This window comes from Xanthomonas sp. CFBP 8445 (genome assembly GCF_025666235.1).
GTDB classification, from domain to species: domain Bacteria; phylum Pseudomonadota; class Gammaproteobacteria; order Xanthomonadales; family Xanthomonadaceae; genus Xanthomonas_A; species Xanthomonas_A indica.
This window is the reverse complement of the sequence record NZ_CP102594.1, coordinates 3,533,900-3,553,749: the sequence shown is the minus strand read 5'-3', so window position 1 is coordinate 3,553,749 and position 19,850 is coordinate 3,533,900. Positions and strand designations below refer to the sequence as shown.

Annotated in this window: 18 protein-coding genes and 1 riboswitch; of the genes, 9 read left to right on the top strand and 9 right to left on the bottom strand. The window is 69.6% G+C overall.

Annotated features, from left to right (window positions below; translation table 11 throughout):
* Positions 1 to 42 precede the first annotated feature (42 nt).
* On the bottom strand, positions 43 to 2,904 hold the full coding sequence (gene gcvP, locus NUG21_RS15135; RefSeq protein ID WP_242082242.1) for an aminomethyl-transferring glycine dehydrogenase: 2,862 nt from the start codon (positions 2,902 to 2,904) through the stop codon (positions 43 to 45).
* Between the two features lie 102 nt (positions 2,905 to 3,006).
* Positions 3,007 to 3,111: riboswitch (glycine riboswitch) on the bottom strand.
* Between the two features lie 289 nt (positions 3,112 to 3,400).
* Between gcvP and NUG21_RS15130 the strand changes: the two genes are divergently transcribed.
* The 3 genes from NUG21_RS15130 to NUG21_RS15120 are packed head-to-tail and all read left to right on the top strand — an operon-like array spanning position 3,401 to position 5,650.
* Positions 3,401 to 4,651, top strand: a complete 1,251-nt coding sequence (locus tag NUG21_RS15130) for a multidrug effflux MFS transporter (RefSeq protein ID WP_263391298.1) — start codon at positions 3,401 to 3,403, stop codon at positions 4,649 to 4,651.
* Between the two features lie 50 nt (positions 4,652 to 4,701).
* Positions 4,702 to 5,115 (top strand): hypothetical protein, encoded by a 414-nt coding sequence (locus NUG21_RS15125; RefSeq protein ID WP_242082240.1) that lies wholly within the window; start codon positions 4,702 to 4,704, stop codon positions 5,113 to 5,115.
* Positions 5,116 to 5,119: 4 nt separating this feature from the next.
* Complete coding sequence (locus NUG21_RS15120; protein WP_242156448.1) at positions 5,120 to 5,650, top strand: GNAT family N-acetyltransferase; 531 nt, start codon at positions 5,120 to 5,122, stop codon at positions 5,648 to 5,650.
* A gap of 24 nt (positions 5,651 to 5,674) precedes the next feature.
* Here the strand turns inward: NUG21_RS15120 and NUG21_RS15115 are convergent, their stop codons facing one another.
* The 3 genes from NUG21_RS15115 to NUG21_RS15105 form a co-directional block, all read right to left on the bottom strand.
* Positions 5,675 to 7,705 (bottom strand): M2 family metallopeptidase, encoded by a 2,031-nt coding sequence (locus NUG21_RS15115; RefSeq protein WP_263391297.1) that lies wholly within the window; start codon positions 7,703 to 7,705, stop codon positions 5,675 to 5,677.
* Positions 7,706 to 7,831: 126 nt separating this feature from the next.
* Positions 7,832 to 9,493, bottom strand: a complete 1,662-nt coding sequence (locus tag NUG21_RS15110) for a phosphoethanolamine transferase (protein WP_263391296.1) — start codon at positions 9,491 to 9,493, stop codon at positions 7,832 to 7,834.
* Entirely contained in the window at positions 9,490 to 10,269 is a 780-nt protein-coding gene (locus tag NUG21_RS15105) for a phosphatase PAP2 family protein (RefSeq protein ID WP_263391295.1), read from the bottom strand. The genes NUG21_RS15110 and NUG21_RS15105 overlap by 4 nt, the downstream gene beginning before the upstream one ends.
* A gap of 349 nt (positions 10,270 to 10,618) precedes the next feature.
* On the opposite strand from NUG21_RS15105, the gene NUG21_RS15100 reads away from it, so the two are divergent.
* Together NUG21_RS15100 and NUG21_RS15095 are read left to right on the top strand one after the other, a co-directional pair.
* Positions 10,619 to 11,320 carry a response regulator transcription factor gene (locus tag NUG21_RS15100; protein ID WP_010340248.1) on the top strand — a complete coding sequence of 234 codons (702 nt, stop codon included), beginning with the start codon at positions 10,619 to 10,621 and terminating at the stop codon, positions 11,318 to 11,320.
* On the top strand, positions 11,310 to 12,623 hold the full coding sequence (locus tag NUG21_RS15095; RefSeq protein WP_263391294.1) for a sensor histidine kinase: 1,314 nt from the start codon (positions 11,310 to 11,312) through the stop codon (positions 12,621 to 12,623). The genes NUG21_RS15100 and NUG21_RS15095 overlap by 11 nt, the downstream gene beginning before the upstream one ends.
* A 9-nt stretch (positions 12,624 to 12,632) precedes the next feature.
* Here the strand turns inward: NUG21_RS15095 and NUG21_RS15090 are convergent, their stop codons facing one another.
* From NUG21_RS15090 to NUG21_RS15070, 5 genes are all read right to left on the bottom strand, one after another.
* Positions 12,633 to 13,130 carry a hypothetical protein gene (locus NUG21_RS15090; protein ID WP_017910132.1) on the bottom strand — a complete coding sequence of 166 codons (498 nt, stop codon included), beginning with the start codon at positions 13,128 to 13,130 and terminating at the stop codon, positions 12,633 to 12,635.
* Between the two features lie 125 nt (positions 13,131 to 13,255).
* Positions 13,256 to 13,513 (bottom strand): cell division topological specificity factor MinE, encoded by a 258-nt coding sequence (gene minE, locus NUG21_RS15085; RefSeq protein ID WP_017910131.1) that lies wholly within the window; start codon positions 13,511 to 13,513, stop codon positions 13,256 to 13,258.
* Between the two features lie 2 nt (positions 13,514 to 13,515).
* Positions 13,516 to 14,325: a septum site-determining protein MinD gene (gene minD / locus NUG21_RS15080; RefSeq protein WP_242082234.1), complete on the bottom strand. Its 810-nt coding sequence runs from the start codon at positions 14,323 to 14,325 to the stop codon at positions 13,516 to 13,518.
* 36 nt (positions 14,326 to 14,361) lie between these two features.
* Entirely contained in the window at positions 14,362 to 15,123 is a 762-nt protein-coding gene (minC, locus tag NUG21_RS15075; protein WP_263391293.1) for a septum site-determining protein MinC, read from the bottom strand.
* Positions 15,124 to 15,125: 2 nt separating this feature from the next.
* Positions 15,126 to 15,719 carry a GNAT family N-acetyltransferase gene (locus tag NUG21_RS15070; RefSeq protein ID WP_160947620.1) on the bottom strand — a complete coding sequence of 198 codons (594 nt, stop codon included), beginning with the start codon at positions 15,717 to 15,719 and terminating at the stop codon, positions 15,126 to 15,128.
* 140 nt (positions 15,720 to 15,859) lie between these two features.
* Between NUG21_RS15070 and NUG21_RS15065 the strand changes: the two genes are divergently transcribed.
* From NUG21_RS15065 to NUG21_RS15050, 4 genes are all read left to right on the top strand, one after another.
* Entirely contained in the window at positions 15,860 to 17,050 is a 1,191-nt protein-coding gene (locus tag NUG21_RS15065; RefSeq protein WP_160947621.1) for a sensor histidine kinase, read from the top strand.
* Positions 17,050 to 17,691: a response regulator gene (locus NUG21_RS15060; RefSeq protein ID WP_010341202.1), complete on the top strand. Its 642-nt coding sequence runs from the start codon at positions 17,050 to 17,052 to the stop codon at positions 17,689 to 17,691. The genes NUG21_RS15065 and NUG21_RS15060 overlap by 1 nt, the downstream gene beginning before the upstream one ends.
* Before the next feature lie 455 nt (positions 17,692 to 18,146).
* Positions 18,147 to 19,313 carry a polyketide cyclase gene (locus NUG21_RS15055; protein WP_019797156.1) on the top strand — a complete coding sequence of 389 codons (1,167 nt, stop codon included), beginning with the start codon at positions 18,147 to 18,149 and terminating at the stop codon, positions 19,311 to 19,313.
* 102 nt (positions 19,314 to 19,415) lie between these two features.
* The gene (locus tag NUG21_RS15050) at positions 19,416 to 19,787 is read left to right on the top strand and encodes a DUF423 domain-containing protein (protein ID WP_242082231.1); all 372 of its coding nucleotides are present in this window, start codon (positions 19,416 to 19,418) and stop codon (positions 19,785 to 19,787) included.
* Positions 19,788 to 19,850 lie beyond the last annotated feature (63 nt).

The window sequence follows — 19,850 nt, the reverse complement described above, 5'->3', positions numbered from 1 at the left end:
CGCGAGGCTGGGTCTCGGATGCATCGTCGAACGACGTTGCGGTCAGACCACCGCGTCTTCCTTGTACGCCTCCACCGGGATGCACGCGCACATCACGTTCTTGTCGCCGTACACGTTGTCCACGCGCGCCACCGGCGGCCAGTACTTCTGCTGCTTGAGGGTCGGCAGCGGGAACGCGGCCAGTTCGCGCGGGTAGGCGTGGGTCCACTCGCTGGCGGTGACCTGTGCGGCGGTGTGCGGGGCGTGCTTGAGCGGATTGTCCTCGCGGTCCAGGCGGCCGTCCTCGATCGCGGCGATCTCCTCGCGGATCTGGATCATCGCGTCGATGAAGCGGTCCAGCTCGTGCTGCGATTCGCTCTCGGTCGGCTCCACCATCAGCGTGCCGGCAACCGGGAAGCTCAGCGTCGGTGCGTGGAAGCCGAAGTCGATCAGGCGCTTGGCGATGTCCTCGGCGCCGATGCCGCTGGTCTTCTCCAGCGGGCGCACGTCGAGGATGCACTCGTGCGCGACCAGGCCGTTGCGGCCGGTGTACAGCGTCTTGTAGTACGGCGCCAGGCGCTTGGCGATGTAGTTGGCGTTGAGCAGCGCGACCTGGGTGGCCTTGCGCAGCCCGCTGTTGCCCATCATGGTGATGTACATCCAGCTGATCGGCAGGATCGAGGCCGAGCCGAAGCTGGCCGCCGAGACCATGCCGACGTCGCCGTCGCCGCCGAGGGTGCGCGGCAGGTACGGCGCCAGGTGCGCCTTCACCGCGCACGGGCCGACGCCGGGGCCGCCGCCGCCGTGCGGGATGCAGAAGGTCTTGTGCAGGTTCAGGTGCGACACGTCCGAGCCCCACTTGCCGGGCTTGGCCAGGCCGACCAGGGCGTTCATGTTGGCGCCGTCGGTGTAGACCTGGCCGCCGTGCGCGTGCACCGCCTCGCAGATCGCCACCACGTCTTCCTCGAACACGCCGTGGGTGGACGGGTAGGTGATCATCAGCGCGGCCAGGCGGTCGGAATACTTCTCGGCCTTGGCGCGGATGTCGGCGACGTCGACGTTGCCGTTGCCGTCGCACTTGGTCACCACCACGGTCATGCCGCACATCTGCGCCGAGGCCGGGTTGGTGCCGTGCGCCGATTCGGGGATCAGGCAGATGTCGCGATGGCCTTCGCCGCGGGCGCGGTGGTAGGCGCGGATCGCCAGCAGGCCGGCGTACTCGCCCTGCGCGCCGGAGTTGGGCTGCAGGCTGACCGCGTCGTAGCCGGTGCACTCGACCAGCATCGCTTCCAGTTCGTCGATCAGTTGCTTGTAGCCCACGCTCTGTTCGGCCGGGGCCAGCGGATGGATCGCGCCGAACTGCGGCCAGGTCACCGGGATCATCTCGGCGGTGGCGTTGAGCTTCATGGTGCAACTGCCGAGCGGGATCATGGTGCGATCCATCGCCAGGTCCTTGTCGGCCAGCGCGCGCATGTAGCGCAGCAGTTCGTGCTCGCTGTGGTGGGTGTTGAACACCGGATGCTGCAGGAACGCGCTGTGGCGCAGCAACTGCGGCGGCAGCGCGTCGGCGGTCCCAGCATCGAGCGCGTCCACGTCGGCCTGCGCGCCGAACAGCTGCGCCAGCGCCACCACGTCGGCGCGGGTGGCGGTCTCGTCCAGGCTGATGCCCAGCGCGGTGCTGTCGATCGCGCGCAGGTTGATGCCGGCCGCACGCGCCTTGGCATGGATGGCCTCGGCGTCGACGCCGGTGACGTGCAGGGTGTCGAAGAAGCGCTCGCCGACGGCGACGCCGGCGCCGCGCAGCGCCGCGGCCAGGATCGCGGCCAGGCGGTGGGTGCGGCGGGCGATGCGCACCAGGCCCTCGGGGCCGTGGTAGACCGCGTACATCGAGGCCATCACCGCCAGCAGCACCTGCGCGGTGCAGATGTTGGAGGTGGCCTTCTCGCGGCGGATGTGCTGCTCGCGGGTCTGCAGGGTGAGGCGGTAGGCGGGGTTGCCGGCGGCGTCGATCGACACGCCGATCAGGCGGCCCGGCATCGAGCGCTTGTAGGCGTCGCGGCAGGCCATGAACGCGGCGTGCGGGCCGCCGAAGCCGAACGGCACGCCGAAACGCTGCGAGTTGCCGACCACGATGTCCGCGCCCCATTCGCCGGGCGCGGCGATCAGGGTCAGCGCGAGCAGGTCGGTGGCGACCGCGACCAGGCCGCCTTGCGCGTGCACCGCGTCGGCCAGCGCCTTGTGGTCCCCGATGTGGCCGAAGCTATCGGGATACTGCAGCAGCACGCCGAAGCACTCGGCCTGCAGCGCTTCCTCCGGCGTGCCCACGCGCAGCACGATGCCCAGCGGCTCGGCGCGGGTGCGCAGCAGCTCCAGGGTCTGCGGATGCACCGCGTCGTGCACGAAGAAGGTGTCGGACTTGGACTTGGCCGAGCGCTTGGCCAGGGTCATCGCCTCGGCCGCGGCGGTGGCTTCGTCCAGCAGCGAGGCGTTGGCGATCTCCATGCCGGTGAGGTCGGCGCACATGGTCTGGAAGTTGATCAGCGCTTCCATGCGGCCCTGCGAGATCTCCGCCTGGTACGGAGTGTAGGCGGTGTACCAGGCCGGATTCTCGAGGATGTTGCGCAGGATCACCTTCGGCGTGTGGGTGCCGTAGTAGCCCTGGCCGATGAAGCTGCGGAACACGGTGTTCTTGTCGGCGATGGCGCGGATCTTGGCCAGCGCCTCTTCCTCGGTGATGGCGTCGGGCAGCGCCAGCGCGGCCGGCGACTTGATGTTGCCCGGCACGATCGCGTCGGTCATCGCCTCCAGCGAGTCGTGGCCGACGGTGCGCAGCATGTGCGCGATCTCGGCGTCGTTCGGGCCGATGTGGCGCTCGATGAAAGCCGAATGGTGTTCGAGGTCGCGCAGCGAAGAGGTGTGAGACATGGCAGTCGTCCGGCTGAGGAAGGCACGAGGAGGCGGGGACGCGCGCAAGGCCATCGTCGGGCCGCAGCGGCGGGCACGATCGACGGGAAGCACGCGTCTTCCCAATGCCCCTCTGTCCTTTTGCCTGAGAGTTTGGAAGCGGCGGCTGGCGCTGCGCTTCGTGCCCCTTCGGCGCCGGGTTTGACCGGTCTCTCCAGAGTCTTGGTGCGGGTGGTATCGGGCCTGAGCGATTACGGGCGTTTGCGCCTTCGGCAGCGGGTCGCCCCGCTTCTCCCACCTTGCTGCGTCGCGATTATAGCGTGGCCGGCGGCGCCCACGGCGGGCCGTTCGTCCCCACGCCAGGCTGAATGGGGAGGCCGCGGCGGATGCGCGCAGGCTGCCGCCGCGCGTATCATGGCGGCACTCCTTTCTCTCACGCCCGTCCATGCCGGACGGCGTCGTCGCGTGTGCGCCCGCCCCGTGGCCGCCGCGGCCGGCTTTTCAGGATGATGTCCCCATGACGCTCCCGTCCGTGTCCACACGCCGCATGGCCCTGTTGCTGGCCGGGCTGGCGATGTTCGGCCCGTTCTCCATCGATACCATCTTCCCGGCGTTCCCGCAGTTGGCGCAGCGCCTGCACGCCGATCCGGTGGCGATCCAGCAGACGGTGAGCGTGTACCTGCTGGCCTACGCGGTGATGGGCCTGGCGCACGGGCCGCTGTCCGACGCGCTGGGGCGGCGGCGGGTGATCGTCGCCGGGCTGGTCGTGTTCATCCTCGCCTCGGCCGGCTGCGCGCTGTCGCGCGACCTGCCGACCCTGCTGGTCTTCCGCGCGCTGCAGGGCGTCTCGGCCGGGGTCGGCATGATCGTCGGCCGCGCGGTGATCCGCGATCTGTTCCACGGCGACGACGCGCAGCGGCTGATGAGCCAGGTGTCGATGATCTTCGGCATCGCCCCGGCGATCGCGCCGGTCATCGGCGGCTGGATCCTGGGCAGCGGCCGCGGCTGGCCATTGATCTTCTGGTTCCTGGTCGGCTTCTCCTCGCTGCTGTTGCTGGCGACCCTGCGCTGGATGCCGGAGACGCATCCGCCGCAGGCGCGCACGCCGCTGGCGCCGCGCACGCTGCTGCGCGACTACATCGGCATCGCGCTGAATCCGCGCTTCCAGCGCCTGGCCGCGGCCGGTGCGTTCAATTTCGGCGGGGTGTTCCTGTACATCGCCTCGGCGCCGGTGTTCATGATCGACCTGCTGGGCAAGACCGAACGCGACTTCGCCTGGCTGTTCCTGCCCACCATCGGCGGCATGACCCTGGGCGCGTTCCTGTCCGGGCGCATGGCCGGGCGGCTGGGGCCGATGCGCCAGGTGCGCTTCGGCTTCGTCTGCTGCGGCCTGTCGATGGCCGGCAACATCGCCTACACCGCGCTGGTGCCGGCCATCGCGCTGCCGTGGGCGGTGCTGCCGATCTTCTTCGCCGGCCTGGGCACCGCGCTGATCTTCCCGATCCTGGCGCTGGCGGTGCTGGACATGTATCCGCGCCAGCGCGGGCTGGCCTCGTCGCTGCAGGCCTTCACCCAGTTGATGGTCACCGTGCTGGTGGCCGGGGTGCTGTCGCCGCTGCTCAGCGGCCATGCCCTGCACCTGGCGCTGGGCTCGGGCGCGTTCTTCCTGCTGGGCTGGGGCTTCTGGCGCTGGGAGCGGCGCAGCGGCAAGCGCCTGCCGCGGCCGGACGCGCAGGTGCCCCGGCTGGAGCCGGCCGATCCGCTGTGAGCATGGCCGCGGTTGGGCTATCGTCGTCGGGTCATCGTTGAGGAAACCGCATGTCCATCCAGTCCAAGCAGCGCCGCGATCTGCGCAAGAAGCTGGCCGAGCGCCTGCGCCACCGCGCCGAGGGCGCCGCGCCGGCCGCGCCCATCGAACCGCACGCGGAGCTGCGCGACCAGCAGCGCACCCTGCTGGCCGGCATCGTGCGCCGCGACGGCGAGTGGGTGCTGGGCATGGACGGGCGCATTGCCGGGCAGAGCGAGAGCGCCGCGCAGGTGCTGTCGCTGATCATGCAGGCGGCGGAGCTGCACGAGCGCGCCGGCACGCCGGTGCGGCTGATGTACTCGGACGCGCTGAAGGACGCCGCGCAGGCCGATGCGCAGGCGCAGGGCCTGAGCTTCGAAGAGTTCAAGACGCGCCACGCCCAGGTCATGCGCCGCGACGACGGCGGCGCGGCGGCGCCGGCCTGAGGCCATGGGCCAGAGCGCCGCCCAGGCTGCGCAGGAGGCCGTGTCGCTGGCGCGGGTGCGGCGCCGCGACGGCATCGCGCTGGTCCAGGCGCACCGCGCCAGCGTCGCCCTGCATCACCCGTGGACCTATCCGTTCACCGACGTGCCCGGGTTCGAGGCCTGGTACGCGCAGACCCTGGACGGCAGCAACATCGCCCTGCTGGCGCGCGAACGCAGCACGGGCGCGCTCGCCGGCCTGTTCACCTTCAGCCAGGTGGTCGGCGGCTGTTTCCAGAGCGCCTACCTGGGCTACCACGCCATGGCCGGCTGCGAAGGCCGCGGACTGATGACGCACGCGCTGCGCCTGTGCGTGGCCTACGCCTTCGCCGAACTGGGCCTGCACCGGGTGGAAGCCAACATCCAGCCGGACAATACCCGCTCGCTGGCCCTGGCGCAGCGCGCCGGCTTCCGCCGCGAAGGCTATTCGCCACGCTACCTGCGCATCGGCGGGATCTGGCGCGACCACGAGCGCTGGGCGCGGCTGGCCGACGACTGATCCGCTAGCGGGACGCGTGGCTGCTCAGCGCTGGCGCGGTGGCGTCGTCGGCGCCGGCATGGGCGCGGATGCAGCGGGGGTGGCCGGACTGGCCTGCGCCGACGCCTGCGCCGCGGGATCCCATCCGCACATCCGCCCCTGGTTCTGCTGCTTGAGCCATTCCTGCATCGGCGCGAAGTACTCCAGCAGCGGGCCGGCGTCGATGCGCTCGCTGCCGGTCAGTTCCTTGAGCGTGGCCTGCCACGGCTGGCTGGCGCCACGCTGAAGCATCGACCAGAACTTCTGCCCGGCTTCCTTGTTGCCGTAGAAGGTGCACTCGTACAGCGGGCCCTTGTAGCCGGCCGCATCGCACAGGCTCTTGTAGAACTGGAACTGCAGGATGTGCGAGAGGAAGTAGCGGGTGTACGGCGTATTGGCCGGCACGTGGTACTTGGCGCCGGGGTCGAAGAAGTCCTCGCCGCGCGGTGTGGCCGGCGCCACGCCCTGGTACTTGGCCTTCAGTTCCCACCAGGCCTGGTTGTAGCGGTCCGGGGCGATCGAGCCGTCGAACACGCCCCAGCGCCAGCGGTCGATCATCAGCCCGAACGGCAGGAACGCCACCTTGCTCAGGGCCATGCGCATCTGTGCGTTGATCAGCGCCTCGCGGCCGACCTGCGGTGCGTCGACCAGACCGATCGAATGCAGGTACTGCGGGGTCATCGCCAGCACCACGGTGTCGCCGATGGCTTCGTGGAAACCGTCGTTGGCGCCGGCCTGGAACAGGGGCGGCAGCGGGTTGTAGGCCAGGTCGTAATAAAGGTGGCCGAGCTCGTGGTAGATGGTGGTGAAGTCCTCTTCGTTCGGCTTGACGCACATCTTGGTGCGCACGTCGCCGGCCATGTCCATGTCCCAGGCGCTGGCGTGGCAGACCACGTCGCGGTCCAACGGTTTGATGAACTGGCTGCGCGTCCAGTAGCTGTCCGGCAGCTTGGGCATCGCCAGCGAGGTGTAGAAGTCCTGCGCGCGCTCGGTCATCTGCCGCGCGCTGAGCAACTGCGCTTCGCGCTGGGCCATGAACCGCGCCTGCGCCGAGGTGTCGCCGTTGCGCCGCGCCAGCGCCGCGCTCAGGTCGCCCTGGTACTGCCGTTCCAGTGCGTCGGTGATATCCAGGCTGCCGGCGCCGGGATAGGGCTGCAGCAGGTCCCACAGGTTGCTCCAGTCCTGCTGCCACATGTTGCCGAGCAGATGCGCCGGCAGCAGGCCGCCAGCCACCTCGCCCTTGTCCTTGCCGTATTCGGCGTCGAGCTTGCCGCGCGCATAGCAATGCAGCTGTTCGTACAACGGCTTGACCTGGGTCCACAGCCGATCGGTCTCGGCGGCGAACTGCGCGGGCGGCATGTCGTAGCCGCTGCGCCACAGCGCGCCGGTGTCGGCATAGCCCATGTCGCGCGCGCCCTCGTTGACCAGTTCGACGAAGCGCTGGTAGTCCTTGCGCATCGGTTGCACGGCGGCGTGCCAGCCCTGCCAGGCATCCAACTGCTGGTCGTAGTCGCGGCTGCGGCGCAGCACGTCCTCCAGTTCGCCCAACTGCCGGCAGCGCCGCGCATCGCCTTCGCCGGTGCAGTAGGACGCGGCGCCGTAGGCGCCCTCCATCTTCGTCGCCAGCGCGGCCAATTCGGCCAGCCGCGCCGGATCGTGCGGCGCCGGCATCGCGGTCATCTGCTGCAGCAGGCGCAGCGCGCGGGCGCTGTCGGCCGACATCTGCTTGCCGTCGTAGCGCCGCGCCTGCGCGATCCAACCGTTGAGCGTGCTCAGCCAGCGCGCATTGGCCTTGGCCGCCAGCCGCTCGCTGTCGCCGTTGATGTAGGTGGCCGACAGCCACTGCGCCGCGGTCAGCTCCGGCAGCAGCGCGCGGTACTCCTCGTTGATGCGGGCGACGAACTGGTCGGCGCTTTCGCCCTCGGGCTGTGCTGCGGCCGGGGCGGCGGTCTCGGCCGCGGGTTCCTTGCGGCAGGCGGACAGCGTCAGCAGGCTCGCGCCGAGGCACAGCGCGAGCAGCGGAGAGCGGTGGTTCACGGCGAATCCTTGCAGGGCGATTGCCCGGAAGGCTAGTGGGCCGCCCGCACCGCCGCAAGTTCGCGCGGCGCGCCCTTGGCCGCGCCGCCGTGTTCGATCACGCCAGGGCGGCGCGTGGACGCCCGGTCATTGCGGCTTGGCGCACTGCGCGAACAGGTCGCGCGAGCGCTCGTAGACGCCGGTCCTGACCTGCATCAAGCCCAGCACCGACGGGAACAGGTTGTCCTGGTCGGCGTAGCGGCGCGACCGCGCCTGCAGGCAGGCCAGGTCCAGGCCGCGCGCGCTGGCGAAGCCCGGGGAGAACCACATCACCATCGGCACGTGGGTCTGCTCCTGCGGCGCGATCGCGTAGGGCACGCCGTGCAGGTACAGGCCCTTCTCGCCCAGCGACTCGCCGTGGTCGGAGAGGTAGATCATCGCCGTATCGTAGTCGGGCATCGCCTGCAGCGTGTCGATGGTGCGCGCCAGCAGGTGGTCGGTGTACAGCAGGGTGTTGTCGTAGGCGTTGGTGATCAGCTCGCGGCTGCAGTTGCCCAGGTCGGGGGTGTCGCATGTCGGGGTGAAGCGGCGGAACGCGGCCGGGTAGCGCTCGAAGTAGCTGGGGCCGTGGCTGCCGAGCTGGTGCAGTACCACCACGCGGTCGCCAGGCTTGGCGCGCACCTGCGCGGCCAGGTCCTGCAGCAGGATCTCGTCCATGCAACGGCCGTCCTTGCACAGCTGCGGATCCTTGGCGTCGTCCAGGTGCTGGATCTGCAGGCCGTCGCACACACCCTTGCAGCCGGACTGGTTGTCGCGCCACAGCGTGGCGATGCCGGCGTGCTCGAGCACGTGCAGCAGCGACTGGTGCTTGCGGATGTTGCTCTCGTTGTAGTCGTGGCGGCCGAACGGCGAGAACATGCACGGCACCGAGACCTCGGTGCTGGTGCCGCAGGAGTGCATGTCGGGGAAGTTGATCACGTCGCGCTTGGCCAGCTCCGGCGTGGTCTGCCGCGCATAGCCGTTGAGGCCCCAGTTCTGCGCGCGGGCGGTCTCGCCCAGCACCACCACCAGCAGCCGCGGCTTGCTGCCCGGCGCGCGCGCGGTGGCCTTGGCGTCGTGTTCCAGCGGCAGTTTCGGCGCCTTGCGCGTGGGGTTGTCGGACTTGAAGTTCTGCCGCAGCGCGACCAGGTAGTTGATCGGCGTGGCCAGGTAGCGGATCTCGCGATGGTTGCGCATCATCGCCGACAGGTCCTGGAACGAGAGCATCGCGGCGATGCCGCCCAGCGCCAGCATGCCGACCAGGAAACCGGCGCGGATCGCCAGCGCCTTCAGCGGCGAACGCCGGATCAGCCGTACCCGCCACAGCACCAGGATCGGCAGCACCCCGTAGAACAGCAGCGGCGCGATCAGCGCCGGGGTCATCAGCTCGCGCGATTCCTTGTGGTCGGTGGCCAGCACGTTGCGCAGCATGTCCGCGTCCAGGTAGACGCTGTAGCTGTTCATGTAGTGCGCGGCGAACGCGGTGGTGATCAGCAGCACCGTCAGCACCGGCTTGGCGATGCCGCGCCACAGCAGCAGGCCGAGCAGCAGGCCGTGCACCGCCAGCAGCAGCAGGAACAGCGACAGCGCCAGCTTCACGTCGCCGGCGTGGCCACTCATCGCGCTGCGCCAGAACATGCCGTTGCAGGCCAGGGCGAAGAACGCGCTGGCCGCCAGCGCCAGCATCTCGTTGCTCAGCTGCGGGCGCCAGGCCCACCAGCGGGCGCGGGAGGCGGTGGACGGCGAGGGCGGGGCGACGGGATGGCTCATGCGGCGGAATCGTTGGTGATGGAGAGGCGCCGATCGGCCTGCGACGCCATCGCGTCCGGCCACAGCATCGCCCGGTACAGGCCCAGTGCCACGCCCCAGCACAGGGCCAGCGTCCACAGGTCGTGCGACATGAAATGCGCGCCGCGCAGCTGTTGGCCGAGACCGAACAGCAAGCCTCCCCCGAGGCCGATCGCCAGTGCTGGCCAGCGCCAGGCCGGCTTGAGCGCCAGCGCGACGAAGTACAGCCCCACCCAGGCATAGCCGGCACTGGAATGACCGGCGGGGAAGCATACCCCGCGCGGCATGCCCGCCGGGCGGGTCTCGAACAGGCCCACGAAGATCCGCTCGCCGCCGTAGCGGGTCAGGTCCCAGGGGCAGTCCATGTGGGTCACCGACTTCAGCAGCGACACCACTCCGGTGCTGAGTCCCACCACCAGCAACAGGTACAGCAACGGCAGACGGTAGCGGCGGCCATCGGGACGGCGCCACGCCCACACCGCCAGCGCGGCGGTCACCGCCCACGCCGCGGCGCTGAGCATCTTGCCGTCGTGGTGGATCAGGCTACGGGTCAGCGCCGCATCCTTCAGCGCCCATTGCCCGCCTTCCCAGCGATACAGCAGGTCGGCGATCCAGAAATCGCCGCCCAGGCCCATCAGCACGGTGCTGGCCAGCAGCACCAGCGCCAGCGGCACCCACAGGTGGGAGAGATAGAAGTACCGGCGTGCGCCGATAGAGGGCGCCGCCGCAGCGGACAATCGCAGGGGCGTACTGAGCATGGTCGACGAAGGCGGCCAGGGGCGGCGGGAAAGTGGGGGCATGGTCGGGTTGCAGGTGTCGGATAGCTGTCGGAACTGCGGGATGGGAGGGCCGAGGCTTCAGCAAAGGTTGCGCACGGCCGCGGTCATGCAAGCGCCGGGCCAGCGGCGTCCGGGAGGTGAGAAGGAGCTGGGGAACGGGGCGGTCGGGCCTCGGCGGTGGCGTGCGGGGAGGGCAGCCTGAGACCGTCGTGTTGGGATCCTTTCCAGGTTTTGTCGAGATTCGATCAAGACGCGCCGCCGTTCTGACGGCGTTCCGACACGCTTCCGCTAGCATGGGCGGGTCCGTCCCCCGAATTCGAGCGCCCCCATGCGGCTGCTGGTCATAGAAGACAACCGGAACCTGGTCGCCAACCTGTTCGACTACTTCGAGGTGCGCGGCCACACCCTGGATGCGGCGCCGGACGGCGTCACCGGGCTGCACCTGGCCACCACCCAGCGCTACGACGCGCTGATCCTGGACTGGATGCTGCCGCGGCTGGACGGGCAGCAGGTGCTGCGCGCGCTGCGCGAGGAGCACCATGCCGACGTGCCGGTGATCATGTTGACCGCGCGCGACGAACTGCCCGACAAGATCGCTGGTTTTCGCGCCGGCGCCGACGACTACCTGACCAAGCCGTTCGCGCTGCCGGAGCTGGAAGTGCGGCTGGAGGCGTTGCTGGTGCGCGCCAGCGGCCGCGGCCGCAGCAAGCTGCTGCGGGTGGGCGACCTGCAACTGGACCTGTCCACGCTGGAGGTGACCCGCGGCGGGCGCACCCTGCACCTTTACCCGGCTTGCCGCAAGCTGCTGGAGGTGCTGATGCAGGCCAGCCCGGCCGCGGTCACCCGCGACCGCCTGGAGCAGGCGCTGTGGGGCGACGAGCCGCCGGACGGCGACATGCTGCGCTCGCACATCTACGACCTGCGCCGCAGCGTCGACGGCCCGTTCGCGGCCAAGCTGATCCACACCCTGCCGCGCATCGGCTACCGCCTGGCGGTGGTCGGCCCCCACGAGGGCGAGCATGCCGACTAGGGCCGGGCTGCGGCAGCGGCTGACCCTGTGGCTGGTGGGCTACGCGGCGCTGCTGTCGCTGGCGGTGTTCGTGCATGGCTACATCGTCAACGACCAGGCCGAGCAGCTCACCTGGCGCTCGCTGCTGACCTCCGAGCTGGACCACTTCCTGGCGCGCAGCGCCGCCGATCCGGACTACCGGTGGATCGACACCCGTACCGTGAGCCTGTACGGCAACGAGGGCGGCGCGCCGCTGCCACCGGCCGTGGCGGCGCTGGGGCCCGGCCTGCACGACGAAGTGCAGTTGGAAGGCAGCGAGAAGGTGGTGCTGGTGCAGGACGTGCGCGGGCGCCGCCTGGCCCTGGCGCTGGACATCACCGAACTGCACGACCACGAGGACAACCTGGCGCTGTGGATGCTGGTGTCCAACGCGGTGGCGGTGCTGTTGCTCGGCGCGCTGGTGGCCTGGGGCATGGGCCGGGTGGTGCAGCCGCTGATCGACATGGCCCAGCGCATCGGCAGCCTGCGGCCGGACCGGCCCGGGCAGCGCATCGAGGTGCATCCGCGTGCCAGCGCCGAGCAGGTGGTGATCGCCGAGGCGCTGAACGACTACCTGGCGCGCAACGACCTGTTCGTGGAGCGCGAGCGCGCCTTCATCGACAGCACCAGCCACGAACTGCGCACCCCGGTGGCGGTGATCGGCGGCGCCGCCGAGCTGGCGCTGGAGCAGCACGACGTGCCGCCCAGCGTACGCAACCAGTTGCTGCGCATCCGCCGCACCGCCAGCGGCGTGGGCCAGTTGATCTCGCTGCTGCTGGTACTGGCCAAGGATCCGGCGCGGCTGGCGCGCGGCAACGACCTGGTGCGGCTGGACCAGTTGCTGCCGGAGATCGTCGAGGATCACCGCCACCTGTGCGCGGACAAGCGCCTGGAACTGGTGCTGGCGCCGCTGCCGCCGTGCGAGGTGCTGACCCCGCTGGCGATCGTGCAGGTGGCCATCGGCAACCTGCTGCGCAACGCCATCGAGAACAGCGACAAGGGCCGGATCGAGATCACCATGCCGGCGCCGGGCGTGGTCTGCATCGACGACCCCGGCCACGGCATGAGCCCGGAAGAGATCAGCGCGATCTACATGCGCATGGCGCGCGGCGGCGGCAGCCGCGAGGGCAGCGGCATCGGTTTGGACCTGATCGCGCGGCTGTGCGAGCACCTGGGCTGGGCGCTGCACCTGGATTCGCTGGCCGGCAGCGGCACCCACGCGACGCTGGACCTGAGCAGCGCCTTGAAGCCACACGGCGCGGCGTCGTCGTCGCCCGCGCCGTAGGAAAGAACGCTAGGCCTGTGCCGGCAGCAGCCCGCGTTGCGCCAGCCAGGCGCGCGCGTCGTCGGCGTCCTGCTCGAACCAGGCGCGGGTGGAGCCGAGCCGGTAGGTGTAGCCCCAGGCGTCCATGTCCGCCATCAGCCGCGCGCGGCCCACGCCGGGCAGGGCGTCGGCCAGCACGATCTGCAGGTAGCAGGTGGCATCTTCCTCTTCCACCGAGTCGGTGGCGTCGGTATGCACCTGCGCGCGCCGCTGCGGCGGCAGCACGATCAGGTGGCAGGCTTCGTGCAGCAGCGAATGCACCGGCGTATCGTCGCGCACGTAGACGTCGCTGGCGATCACCCCGGCCTCCGGCTCGCCCCAGTAGCTGCCGGGAATGGCGGCACCGTCGGCGACGCGGTGCAGGGCCAGCCCGTAGCCGGCCAGCAGCGCGCGCGGCGCGTCCAGGCCGATCGCGCCCACGGTCAGCACCTGGGCGGCGGCAGCGGGAAGGGCGGCATCGGTCTGCATCGTCTGGACGTCGTTGGGAGGGAAAGGGCGCGGCGGCGCGCCCGATCACCGCAGGCACGGCCCGTCGCGGCGCCGGGCTGGACCGGCGCGTCAGCCGCGGCGCCGGCCACGGTCGACGCGCGGCCTCAGGGCGTCGGCCCTTCCGGCAGGGCCACGGAGATGTCGAGCACGTCGTGCTCGCCGTCCTTGACCAGGTCCACCTTGACCGCGTCGGCGTCGATGTTGACGTACTTCTTGATCACTTCCAGCAGCTCGCGCTGCAGCAGCGGCAGGTAGTCCGGGCCGCCGCGCTGGCTGCGTTCCTGCGCGATGATGATCTGCAGGCGGTTCTTCGCGGTTTCGGCGGTGTTCTTCTTGGTCTTGAGAAAATCGAATAGTCCCATGCTCACCCTCCGAACAACTTGGTGAAGAAGCCCTTCTTCTCCACGGAGATGAAACGCATCGGACGTTCCTCGCCGAGGATGCGCGCCACGGCGTCTTCGTAGGCCTGGCCGGCCGGCGATTCGCCGTCCAGGATCACCGGCTCGCCCTTGTTGGAGGCGTTGAGCACGTCGCCGGATTCGGGGATCACGCCGATCGCCTTCAGGCCGAGCACCTCCTCCACGTCGGCGATGCTGAGCATCTCGCCGGTTTCCACGCGCGCCGGGCTGTAGCGGGTCAGCAGCAGGAACGCGGGCAGGCTCTTGCCGCTCTCGGCCTTGTGGGTCTTGGAGTCGAGCAGGCCGAGGATGCGGTCGGAGTCGCGCACCGAGGACACTTCCGGATTGACCACCACCACCGCGCGGTCGGCGAAGTACATCGCCAGGAACGCGCCCTTCTCGATGCCCGCCGGCGAGTCGCAGACGATGTAGTCGAAGCCGTCGGCGACCAGGTCCTTGAGCACCTTCTCCACGCCTTCCTGGGTCAGCGCGTCCTTGTCGCGGGTCTGCGAGGCGGCCAGCACGAACAGGTTGTCGAAACGCTTGTCCTTGATCAGCGCCTGCTTCAGGGTGGCTTCGTTGTGCACCACGTTGACGAAGTCGTACACCACGCGGCGCTCGCAGCCCATGATCAGGTCGAGGTTGCGCAGGCCCACGTCGAAGTCGATCACGGCGACCTTCTTGCCGCGTCGCGCCAGCCCGCAGGCCAGGCTCGCGCTGGTGGTGGTCTTGCCGACGCCGCCCTTGCCGGAGGTGACAACGATAATTTCAGCCAAAGGACTATCTCCTGATACGTTCGTGGTAGGGCCGCGTCAGTCTTGCGCGGCGATCTTGATCTGGTCCTGCTCCAGCCAGACCTGGACGGCCTTGCCACGCAGTTCCTTGGGAATATCGTCCAGCACCTTGTAGTGGCCGGCAATGGCGACCAGTTCGGCGTGGAAATCGCGGCAGAAGATCCGCGCCTCGGTGTTGCCCTGGGCGCCGGCCAGCGCGCGACCGCGCAAGGTGCCGTAGATGTGGATGCTGCCGTCGGAGATCACCTCGGCGCCGGCGCCGACGGTGGCCATCACGGTCAGGTCGCAATTCTCCGCATACAGCTGCTGCCCGGAGCGCACCGCGTTCTTCTGCATGCGCCCGGGTTGCGGCCGCGCCGCCGGAGCGGGCGGCGGCGGAGGCGGGGGCGGCGGCGAGACCGGCGCTGGCGCGGCGGCGACTGCGCCACCGTCGAAACGCTCGTATTGCGCGCGGAACTTGGCCAGCAGCGGCAGGCCCAGCGCCACCGACAGTTCCTCGATCTCGCGGGTGCCGTAGGCCAGCGCCACCGGCAGCACGCCGGCGTCGCGCAGGCCGTCCAGCAGCGCCTGCGCGGTGGCCGTGTCCGGGGTCTGCGCCAGACCGCCGAAATCGATGATCACCGCGGCACTGCCGAACAGCTTGGGCGCGCGCTGCACGCGCTCGCGCATCTCCTGGCTCAGCCGCGCCACGTCCAGCGTGCGCACGCGCAGGTTGGCGATGCCGACCTGGCCGATCTTCAGTTCGCCGGCCTGCTCGAAATCCAGATTCACCGACGACACGCTCAGGTCCCGGTCGGGCGCTGCGCCCGCTGCAGACGATGGGCATGGCCGGCCCAGGGCAGCTCGGGCAGGGTGTCGCCATAGGTTTCGCGCACCCAGGTGTAACTGCACAGATCCTTCAACAGCATGCTCGCACGCACCTCCACTTCGTTCATCGTGTTCTGGCCCACTTCGCGGAAGCCGAAGCTGCCATGGAACAGCAGCGCCGCATCGGCGCCGTGATCCAGAAAAACCTCGCACGCCAGTTGCGGGTAGCGCAACTCGGCATAGCTCTGCACGTCGGCGTAGAACGCCCGGCCGACGCCACCGCCGCGGCGGCGGCTGGCCACCACGATGCGGTCGATATAGAAGAACTGCGGATAGCGCTCGCGAAACCAGGCGAAATTGCTGCTGTCGTGGTCGCTGTCGCTGCCGAAGCCGACCAGGAAGCCGGCCAGGTTGCCGTCGCGCTCGGCGACGCGGAAGTACTCTGCGGTTTCGTAGAAGCGGTGCAGCTTGGCCGAATCCAGCGGCAGGATCGCCAGTCCGGCGTTGTTGTTCAGGGCCAGGACCGAATCGAGCTCGTGCTCGCGCACGTCGCGGATGACGATCGACATTGAGACTCCATTGCTGATGCGCGCGCGGCCCCGTGCGGGCCGCCGGGCCGGATTATCGCACGCGCGACCCGGGGCGGCGAGCCGCGCCGGCATGACTTCCGTGGGAGTGCAATGCGCGCCGTTCATCCTAAGATGGCCGCATGTTGGGATACCTCAGCCATACCCGCGTTCTGCGCTATGCCGGCCTGTTCACCTGGGCCGTCATCTGCATGCCGTTGCTGTACCTGTACTGGGAGCCGGTCGAGGAATCGGGACGGATGCCCAGCGGCGAGGTGTGGCTGCTGCTGGCCAGCTACCTGGGCTTCGGCGTGGTCTATTTCCTGCTGACCCGGCGCCTGCACAGCGGCGACGGCGTGCGCTGGTACGACCGCGGCATGCTGGTGCTGCTGACCATCTGCGCGTTGGCGGTCGGCTATCTGCACCGCTCGGGGCTGGGCAGCATCCTGATGATGGTGGCGGCGGGGGTGATCCCCTGGCTGCTGCCGGTACGTGCCGGCGTGGCCTGGCTGCTGCTGAGCCAGCTGGCGGTGCTGCCGGTGTACCTGACCATTGGCTTCCCGCCGTTCGAGGCGCTGATGCAGTCGCTGCTGTACGGCGGCTTCTCCATGTTCATCTTCGTCACCAGCCTGGTCGCGCGCCAGCAGACCCAGGCGCGGGAGGAACAGCGCCAGCTCAACGCCGAGCTGCGCGCCACCCGCGCGCTGCTGGCCGAGAGCGCCCGGGTCAACGAGCGCACCCGCATCTCGCGCGAACTGCACGACCTGCTCGGCCACCACCTGACCGCGCTGAGCCTGAACCTGGAAGTGGCCGGCCACATCACCGAGGGCCGTGCCCAGGAGCACGTGCAGCAGGCGCATACCCTGGCCAAGCTGCTGCTGACCGACGTGCGCGAGGCGGTCAGCCAGCTGCGCGACAGCGGCGCGATCGACCTGGCGGCGGCGCTGCGGCCGCTGGCCGAGCGGGTGCCGTCGCTGCAGATCCATCTGCAGGTGGAGGAGCCGCTGACCGTGGAGGATCCCGAGCGCGCACACGTGTTGCTGCGCTGCACCCAGGAGATCATCACCAACGCGGTGCGCCACGCCCAGGCCGACAATCTGTGGATCGAGGTGCGCCGCGACGGCCCGCAGGTGGTGATCCAGGCGCGCGACGACGGCCGCGGTTGCGAGACGCTGGCCCCCGGCAACGGCCTGCGCGGCATGCGCGAGCGCCTGAGCCAGTACGGCGGCAGCCTGGACGTGACCGCCGCGCCCGGCGCGGGTTTCCGCCTGCGCGCCGCGGTTCCCGGCGCCGCCACCCTGTTGCCGCCCGCCGTTCCCCAAGGAGTGTTGTGATGATCCGTGTTTGCCTGGTCGACGATCAAACCCTGGTGCGGCAGGGCATTCGCTCGCTGCTGGCGCTGGACGGCGGCATCGAGGTGGTGGCCGAGGCCAGCGACGGCCGCCAGGCGGTGGAGTTGATTCCGCAGGTGCTGCCCGACGTGGTGCTGATGGACATGCGCATGCCCTCGATGTCCGGGCTGGAGGCGCTGCAGGTGCTGTCGCGCGCCGCGGCGCTGCCGCCGACCATCATCCTGACCACCTTCGACGACGACCAACTGGTGCTGGCCGGGCTCAAGGCCGGGGCCAAGGGCTATCTGCTCAAGGACGTGTCGCTGGAGCAACTGGTGGGCGCGATCCGTACCGTGGCCGCTGGCGGCTCGCTGGTGCAGCCGGCGGTGACCCAGCGCCTGCTCTCGGGCCTGGAGCACATGCGCAACGATTTCGTCAGCCTGGACCGGCCCGACCCGCTGACCGACCGCGAGACCGAGATCCTGCGGCTGATGGCCAGCGGCTTCTCCAACAAGGAGATCGCCAATTCGCTGGGCGTGGCCGAGGGCACGATCAAGAACCACGTCTCCAACATTCTCTCCAAGCTCGGCGTGCGCGACCGCACGCGGGCGGTGCTGAAGGCGTTCGAGCTGCAGCTGGTCTGACGGACCGGAGGCCCGGCCCGGCGCTGCAGGTGGTCTGAACGAGACAGGATGACGGCCCGCGGAGACCGGTAACGCGCATGTCGGGCGGCTGCGGTGCAGCCGGGTGCCTTGCACGAGGTGCCGCCACAGGCGAGGCAGGCTTGTCCCGTGCAGGCAAGTGGTCTGGCCTGGGCCGAGCAGTCTTGCGGTACGCCCGTCGGCCCGATGGTGCCGCCGTTGCTCGCTTCGATGCGGTCGCGGACCGGCCGCGCAGGCCTGTCCGGTGCTGCTGTCAGGACAATGGTCTGGTTGCCCGCGGCGCCGTTCCCGCGGCCGTCGCCGGCACCGCGCAAGCCCGTTGCGGCAGGGGGCGAAGCGGCATTCCGTGATGTGCTGACCACGGACAGCGAAGCCTGCTAGGATGGGCGCTTCGCTTCATCAACCCGGCCGTGGGATCGGCCCCGGAGACCTCCTGAATGACCCGTATTATCGAGTTCCTGATCGCCCTGGGGATCGTGGCTGGCCTGTTCGTCATTGTCGGCGTGGTGCTGCCCTCGGAGCGTCACATGTCCGAAAGCGTCGAGACCAATCGGCGCATGACCATCGTCTATGACACGGTCAACAGCCTGCGTCGGTTCAAGGACTGGAACCCCCTGGTGCTGCGCGACCCGCGCATCGAGCTGAAGCTCTCCGGCCCGGAATCCGGCGTCGGCGCGCGCCTGGACTACAGCTCCAAGGAGGGCTACATCGGCAAGGGTAGCTGGACCATCACCTCGACCGAGAAGAACAAGGACGTGGTCATCGCCATCGAGGACGAGACCAAGGGCAAGGACAAGACCACCACCTTCAAGCTCGAGTCGACCGGCAAGAACGGCCGCAACGTGAAGATCACCCAGGACTACACCGTCAAGTACGGTTGGGACCTGCTGGGTCGCTACGCCGGCCTGTACGTCAGCCGCCATGTCGGCGACGACATCAAGCTGGGCCTGTCGCGCCTGAGCAACGTGCTGGCCACCGTGCCGAACGTGGACTACCGCTCCGACGACACCCCGCTGAAGGACCTGAAGGTCGTCGACGTCCCGGCCGAGGACCTGCTGGTGGTCAACGCCGGCAACATCGACCGCGACAACGACTCCATCAAGAAGTCCATCAAGGACAACCAGGAGTGGATCAAGCGGGTGATGGACGCCAACGGCCTGGAAGCGGCCGGTCCGGTGCGCATCGTCACCACCGACTTCGGCGCCGACAAGTACGCGTTCGACGTCGCCCAGCCGGTGCGCAAGCGTGCCGGTGGCGCGCCGAAGGACGACGCCAAGAAGGATGAGAAGAAGGACGACAAGAAGGACGACGCGGCTGCCGCGCCGGTCGATGCCACCCCGGTTGCCGCCGCTGGCGAGCCGCTGAAGGTGACCATCCCGCAGGGCGCCCCGGTGACCTACGTGCGGACCGAAGCGCACCGTTCCGCCTTCGCCAGCTACACCGGCCACATGGCGGGCCTGGATGCGGCGCGCAACGCGCTGCGTGCCTGGGCCGCGACCAGCGGCTACGACGTGACCGACCGTCCGTACGAAGCCTGGAAGGGCGGGGTGGACAAGTCGTTCTCGCCGGAAGGCACCTACGACATCTACTGGGCGATCAAGTAAGTCCTGCCCTGGTGGACGAGTGAACCGGAACGCGCCGCATCTTGCGGCGCGTTCTGTTTATAGGGGACGGCAAATGCGGCCGTGCTCCCGGAGGGAACGCATATGCTGACGTTCGATCGCCGTACGCGCGGGCCGTTCTGGCTGTGCAGCGCCGGCGCACTGCTCGCGGCCGTGTCCATCGGCCTGTCCGCCTATGCCTCGCACGGCGTGGCCGAGCCCCTGGCGCAATCGCACCTGCAGACCGCGGCGCTGTACGCCTTCGGCCACGGCGTGGCGCTGGCGGCGCTGGGCCGCCGCAGCGAGCGCCTGCTCGGACGTGTTGCGCTGTGCCTGTTGCTGCTGGGGACCTTGCTGTTCTCCGGCAGCCTGGCCGGCAACGCACTGGCGCAGTGGCCGACCCGGCTGGCGCCGATCGGCGGCACCACGCTGATGCTGGGCTGGCTGCTGTGGGCGGGGGATGCGCTGCGGCGCTGAGCTGGAGTCGCTTCGGCACAGTGCGACGCACGCCAAGCGCCGCGGCAGATAAATGCGCAAAGA

Bases quoted from the DNA above. Each gene is read 5' to 3' on its own strand.
- NUG21_RS15130 (WP_263391298.1), top strand. From the start codon at position 3,401: ATGACGCTCCCGTCCGTGTCCACACGCCGCATGGCCCTGTTGCTGGCC.
- NUG21_RS15055 (WP_019797156.1), top strand. From the start codon at position 18,147: ATGACCCGTATTATCGAGTTCCTGATCGCCCTGGGGATCGTGGCTGGC.
- NUG21_RS15090 (WP_017910132.1), bottom strand. From the start codon at position 13,130: ATGCAGACCGATGCCGCCCTTCCCGCTGCCGCCGCCCAGGTGCTGACC.
- NUG21_RS15060 (WP_010341202.1), top strand. From the start codon at position 17,050: ATGATCCGTGTTTGCCTGGTCGACGATCAAACCCTGGTGCGGCAGGGC.
- minE (WP_017910131.1), bottom strand. From the start codon at position 13,513: ATGGGACTATTCGATTTTCTCAAGACCAAGAAGAACACCGCCGAAACC.
- NUG21_RS15095 (WP_263391294.1), top strand. From the start codon at position 11,310: ATGCCGACTAGGGCCGGGCTGCGGCAGCGGCTGACCCTGTGGCTGGTG.
- NUG21_RS15100 (WP_010340248.1), top strand. From the start codon at position 10,619: ATGCGGCTGCTGGTCATAGAAGACAACCGGAACCTGGTCGCCAACCTG.
- NUG21_RS15125 (WP_242082240.1), top strand. From the start codon at position 4,702: ATGTCCATCCAGTCCAAGCAGCGCCGCGATCTGCGCAAGAAGCTGGCC.
- NUG21_RS15120 (WP_242156448.1), top strand. From the start codon at position 5,120: ATGGGCCAGAGCGCCGCCCAGGCTGCGCAGGAGGCCGTGTCGCTGGCG.
- gcvP (WP_242082242.1), bottom strand. From the start codon at position 2,904: ATGTCTCACACCTCTTCGCTGCGCGACCTCGAACACCATTCGGCTTTC.
- NUG21_RS15065 (WP_160947621.1), top strand. From the start codon at position 15,860: ATGTTGGGATACCTCAGCCATACCCGCGTTCTGCGCTATGCCGGCCTG.
- NUG21_RS15105 (WP_263391295.1), bottom strand. From the start codon at position 10,269: ATGCTCAGTACGCCCCTGCGATTGTCCGCTGCGGCGGCGCCCTCTATC.
- NUG21_RS15070 (WP_160947620.1), bottom strand. From the start codon at position 15,719: ATGTCGATCGTCATCCGCGACGTGCGCGAGCACGAGCTCGATTCGGTC.
- NUG21_RS15110 (WP_263391296.1), bottom strand. From the start codon at position 9,493: ATGAGCCATCCCGTCGCCCCGCCCTCGCCGTCCACCGCCTCCCGCGCC.
- NUG21_RS15050 (WP_242082231.1), top strand. From the start codon at position 19,416: ATGCTGACGTTCGATCGCCGTACGCGCGGGCCGTTCTGGCTGTGCAGC.